The sequence below is a fragment of the Mesorhizobium sp. M4A.F.Ca.ET.020.02.1.1 genome (assembly GCF_004022645.1).
Taxonomy (GTDB): domain Bacteria; phylum Pseudomonadota; class Alphaproteobacteria; order Rhizobiales; family Rhizobiaceae; genus Mesorhizobium.
This window is the reverse complement of sequence record NZ_RZOI01000492.1, coordinates 1-4658: the sequence shown is the minus strand read 5'-3', so window position 1 is coordinate 4658 and position 4658 is coordinate 1. Positions and strand designations below refer to the sequence as shown.

The window sequence follows — 4658 nt, the reverse complement described above, 5'->3', positions numbered from 1 at the left end:
CTCGACGATCGTGCCTGACGCCTCATGGCCGAGCACCATGGGCTGGCGCACGATGTAGCTGCCGATGGCGCCGTGCGTGTAGTAATGCACGTCGCTGCCGCAGACGCCGACGGTGTGAATGGCGATCCTGACGTCGTCCGGTCCGACGTCGAGCGGCAGCGCGATCTCGCGCAGCGACAGTTCGCCCTTTTTCTCAAGTACCAGTGCCTGCATCGGGTAATCCTCGCATCAAGTCTTCTTTTGCCGGAAAACGGAATTCAGGAAGCCGCTGAGCACGCCGAGGAACAGCAGCGGCGGCAGCGACAGCAGCACGACCGAGGCGTTGAGGATGCCCCACGGCACGTTCATGCCTTGCTGCGACAGTTCCGAAGCGACGATCGGCAGCGTCTTGGCGTTGGAGCTGGACAGCATCAGCGCGATCAGGAACTCGTTCCAGACCAGCACGAAGCTGAACGCGATCGCGCCGGCGAGCGAGCGCGCGGCGACCGGCAGCGCGATGCGCCAGAACACCGAATAGGCGCCGTAGCCGTCGACGAAGGCCGCTTCTTCGATCTCCTTCGGCACGCTTTGGAAGGCCGGAATGGCGAGCCACATGATCACCGAGATGGTGAGCTGCGAATAGGTGACGATCAGTGCCGGCAGCGTGTCGTAGAACCCGACCTGCAGCCAGATCACCATCAGCGGTATGGCCACCGCCACCGGCGGCAGGAAGCGCAGCGACAAGACGAAGAACTGGATGTCGCCGGCGAAGCGGTTGGGATAGCGCGCCACCGCATAGGCCGCCGGCAGGGCGAGCACGATGCCGATCAGCACCGCCGCACCGCAGGCCACGACCGAGTTGTAGAGCCCGGTCAAGACGCTGTCGCGGCCGAGAATGTAGGCGATGTTGGCAAGCGTCGGCGTGAACACCAGGCGCGGCACCCGCGTGATGATGTCGACATTGTTCTTCAGCGCATTGAGCGCCGTCCAGACGAGCGGAAACACGGCGAGGAATCCGGCCAGCGCCAGGATGGCCTTGGCGATCAGGCGGCCCGGTCTTATCCGATATTGCTTCATGCCTGCACCCGCTTCCACAGCAGCGTGAAGGTGATGACCGTGGCGATCATCATCAGCACGGCCATCGCCGAGGCGTAGGAGACTTTGCCGGACTCGATGAAGCCTTGCGAGAAGGCATACATATCGAGCGTCTCGGTCGCGACGCCCGGCCCGCCGCGCGTCATCACATAGATCAGGTCGAAGGAGCGCAGCGACTCGATCATCTTGACGAACATCAAGCTGATCAGCGGCGCCTTGAGCATCGGCAGCGTCACATAGGTGTGGATCTGCCAGCGCTTGGCATGGTCGAGCCGCGCCGCCTCGATCGGCTGCGGCGGCAAGGTTTCAAGCAACTTCAGTATGATGACGGCGAAGAACAGCCCCCATTGCCAGACATCGACCGAGGCGACTGCGAACAGCGCGGTCGAGGCCTTGGAGAGCGGATCGAAGATCAGGCCGCCGGTGACCAGCCGGTAGGGATAGGTGGCGATGCCATAGAGCGGATGGTAGGCGAACTTCCACACGAAGGCCGCCGAGACACGCGGCAAAAGCACCGGGATGATGAACAGCAGGCAATAGATGTTGCGCAGCCGCGGCGACGCCACTTCGAACATCAGCACGCCGAGCCCGATCGCAACCACCATGGTCGCCACGACGGTGACGATCTCCCATTTGACCGAGACCCAGACGGCGTTGAGGAAGCGGCGGTCGAGGAAAAGCTCGGCGAAATTCGAGAACCACACCCAGGAATAGCCCGGCGAACTCAGCTCGCGGTTCTGCAGGGCGATGACGATGGCGTAGAGCGTCGGCACCATCGACACCACCAGCAGGATGGCGAGCGTCGGGACAAGAAATGTGACGGGCAGGGAAGAGCGTCGGCGCATGGCCTATCCTCGCGGGCCTTTCGGGTGTTGGCGGGTCGTGTGAAGAACCCGCGGCGCGCAGGTCCCGGCATTTCGGCGAATGCCGTGGACCGCGCGCCGCGGACGGGAGGACTACTTCTTCTTCACCAGCTCGTTGGCGTAGGCCTCGAGCTCGTTGAGGCTGCCCTTGATGTCGGTTCGCGTGCCGGTGACCAGCTCTTCGAGGATGATGCCCCAGCGGTCGCCGAGATCCGGCCAGCGCGGATCCTGCCAGAAGTTCACCGCCGTCACCTTGCCTGTTTCGGCCAGCGCCTGGCCGAGATCGGCGCCGTAAATGTCGGCGAATTCCTTGCTGGACAGGATGCTGGTGCGGTTCAGCTCGCCGAACTGGTGCGCGTCGAGCCGGCGCTTCTCGTTCTCCTTCGATGTCGCCCAGGCGACGAACAAGCCGGCGCACTTCTTCGAGGCGTCGTCCGGATTGGCCTTCGTCGCGATGGCGAGGCCATGGCCGTAGCCGCCGCCAGGCAGTGGCGCGGGCGGCGGCAGGAAGCCGACCTTGCCGACCACCTGCGAGGTTTTCGGATCGACCGCCATGCCCGACAGCGGCGTCGATTCGACGAGGATGGCGACCTGGCCGGAGAGGAAGGCGCCGGTCGATTCATCCCAGCTGCCGGTCTGCGTGCCGGGCGCCGAATCCTTGAACAGCTTGAGGTAGGTCTCGGTCGCCTTGACCGCGGCGTCCGAATTGAAAGCCGGCTTATCGCCGTCGAACCACTTGCCGCCATAGGCCTTGAAGTAGGGCATCCAGCGCCAGACATTGGCGCCCGAGCCGCGCGCGCCGCGCAGCGCGATGCCGTACATGCCTTTGTCGGCATTGGTCAGCTTCGGCACGTCGGCGAGCAGATCGTCCAGTGTCTTCGGCGGCTGGATGCCGGCGGCCTCCAGAATGTCCTTGCGATAGACCATCAGGTCGCCGCCGCCGGTCAGCGGCGCGAACCAGACCTTGCCGTCATAGGTGGCGACCTTCTGCCGGCCCGGATCGAAGTCGGCGAAGTCGTATTCGGCCGGATAATAATCGGCGAGCGGCGCGATCCAGCCGGACGACGCGAACAGCGCGACATTGGCTTCGTCGACATAGTAGACGTTGTAGTTGCCGACGGTGGACGCATCGGCGCGCGACTTTGCCCGGCGGTCGTTCTCGTTGAGGTAGTCGATCTGGAAGCCGGCGCCGGAGAGCTTCTTGAACTCGTCCTTGGAGTCCTCCAGCAGCGTCAGTCCGTCGCGCGGCTGCGCCAGCACCTTGACCGGCGCCGAGCAGACCGGCGCCTGCGCCAGCGCCATCGTTGAAGCGGAAGCGGTAAGCACGAAAGCTGCGCCCAGGCTGGCAGCGAGCCGAGTTGATTTCATTGGTTTTTCTCCTCCAGGAATCGTCGCGGGAAGCGGCTGTCCTCGGGCTAAGCGACCCTCACCGTCGCCCGAGCGACTTGCCACCCGTCGCCAAAATGAGGAGTTGCAAAGGGGCACGCTAGAAGCCCCGTTGCAGCAAACCTGTACTTTTATGCATTGTGCGGCGCAAAAAACCACCAAGGCGGGACCGACCTGTCACACGAGTATCAGTGCTGTTTTGGGAGTCGGTTCTCGACCGGATCAGGCCCGCATCGCCAGCCGCTGCCGCGACAGCTTGCGGTAGGATGACGGCGTCATCTTGTGCTTGCGCAGGAAGGCGCGGTTAAAGTTGGAGATGTTCATGTAGCCGACCTGGAAGCAGATGTCGGTGATCGGGATCTCGGTGTCGGAAAGCAGCTTGCAGGCCTGCCACAGCCTGAGTTTGGCGACATGGTCGCTGAAGCTGTTGCCTGTGTTCTTCTGGAAGAAGCGCGAGAATGTGCTTTCGCTCATCCCGGCCAGCTCCGCCACATCCGGCAGCTTCAGGTCCTCGGCGAAGTGCTGGAACAGATAGGTCAGCGTGCGCTGGATGATGTCGAGCGATTGGGCGTCGAGCAGCGGCGAGAAATCGGGCGACGACAACAGCTCGTATTCATCGGTGCTGGCCAAGAGGTCGACCAGCTCGAGGAACAGGCAGAGCCGTGGCAGCCCGTGCACCGTGCCCATCCGTTCCAGCAGCGCGGCGCCGTCGATTGCCGTCTGTCCGTGGAAGACCATGCCGCGCAGCGACCGCTCCAGGAACGGCTCCAACTCGCGCAGCTCCGGCAGCAGGCCCGCCGAGCCGCGCAGCCGCTGCGGATCGAACTGCAGCACGATATCGCGCCCTTCGATCAGCTCGCCGGGCTGCACGGCGGTCACCCAGTCATGCGGCAGGCCACCGCCGACGATCGCCAGGTAACCCGGCCCGAACTCGCCGATATGATCGCCCACCAGCGCCACGCCCGACGATTTCCTGAGCAAATGGATTTCGTATTCCGGATGGAAGTTCCAGACATTGCGTTCCCACGGATAGTCGTCCAGACGCCATAGGAAACTGTCGCTCGCTTCGGTGACGATATGCTCGAAGGAGGGCACGGTGCGCGGGATCGCGGCGGTATTTTTCCTTTGTCTGAACGTCATCCATTCCTCCCGTCCCGGAAACCCGTAGCAGGCTCCGCGCGGCAAGTGAACGAGGCGCCGGCGCCGCTGGCTCAATGGTTCGCCGCCCGTCCTCCTTGCCTTCATGTCGCATTTCGTTCAATAGACGACGCAAACGGCGCCATTTTGCGCCGTTTGTGTCGTCTATTGAACGAAATGCGACATGAAGGCAAGGAG

Annotated in this window: 5 protein-coding genes; all 5 read right to left on the bottom strand. The window is 63.5% G+C overall.

Translation table 11 applies throughout. The features are described from left to right. The coding region (locus tag EN742_RS24950; protein WP_148670237.1) for an alcohol dehydrogenase catalytic domain-containing protein at positions 1-213 on the bottom strand (213 nt) is incomplete at its 3' end. A 15-nt stretch (positions 214-228) separates the two neighbouring features. Beyond that, positions 229-1056, bottom strand: a complete 828-nt coding sequence (locus EN742_RS24945; RefSeq protein WP_189375563.1) for a carbohydrate ABC transporter permease — start codon at positions 1054-1056, stop codon at positions 229-231. Next, positions 1053-1919, bottom strand: a complete 867-nt coding sequence (locus tag EN742_RS24940) for a sugar ABC transporter permease (RefSeq protein ID WP_127405453.1) — start codon at positions 1917-1919, stop codon at positions 1053-1055. The genes EN742_RS24945 and EN742_RS24940 overlap by 4 nt, the downstream gene beginning before the upstream one ends. Before the next feature lie 111 nt (positions 1920-2030). After that, the gene (locus EN742_RS24935; protein WP_126057029.1) at positions 2031-3305 is read right to left on the bottom strand and encodes an extracellular solute-binding protein; all 1275 of its coding nucleotides are present in this window, start codon (positions 3303-3305) and stop codon (positions 2031-2033) included. Positions 3306-3545: 240 nt separating this feature from the next. Continuing rightward, positions 3546-4463 (bottom strand): AraC family transcriptional regulator, encoded by a 918-nt coding sequence (locus tag EN742_RS24930; protein WP_127405454.1) that lies wholly within the window; start codon positions 4461-4463, stop codon positions 3546-3548. Positions 4464-4658: the final 195 nt, after the last annotated feature.

Bases quoted from the DNA above. Each gene is read 5' to 3' on its own strand.
- EN742_RS24930 (WP_127405454.1), bottom strand. From the start codon at position 4,463: ATGACGTTCAGACAAAGGAAAAATACCGCCGCGATCCCGCGCACCGTG.
- EN742_RS24945 (WP_189375563.1), bottom strand. From the start codon at position 1,056: ATGAAGCAATATCGGATAAGACCGGGCCGCCTGATCGCCAAGGCCATC.
- EN742_RS24935 (WP_126057029.1), bottom strand. From the start codon at position 3,305: ATGAAATCAACTCGGCTCGCTGCCAGCCTGGGCGCAGCTTTCGTGCTT.
- EN742_RS24940 (WP_127405453.1), bottom strand. From the start codon at position 1,919: ATGCGCCGACGCTCTTCCCTGCCCGTCACATTTCTTGTCCCGACGCTC.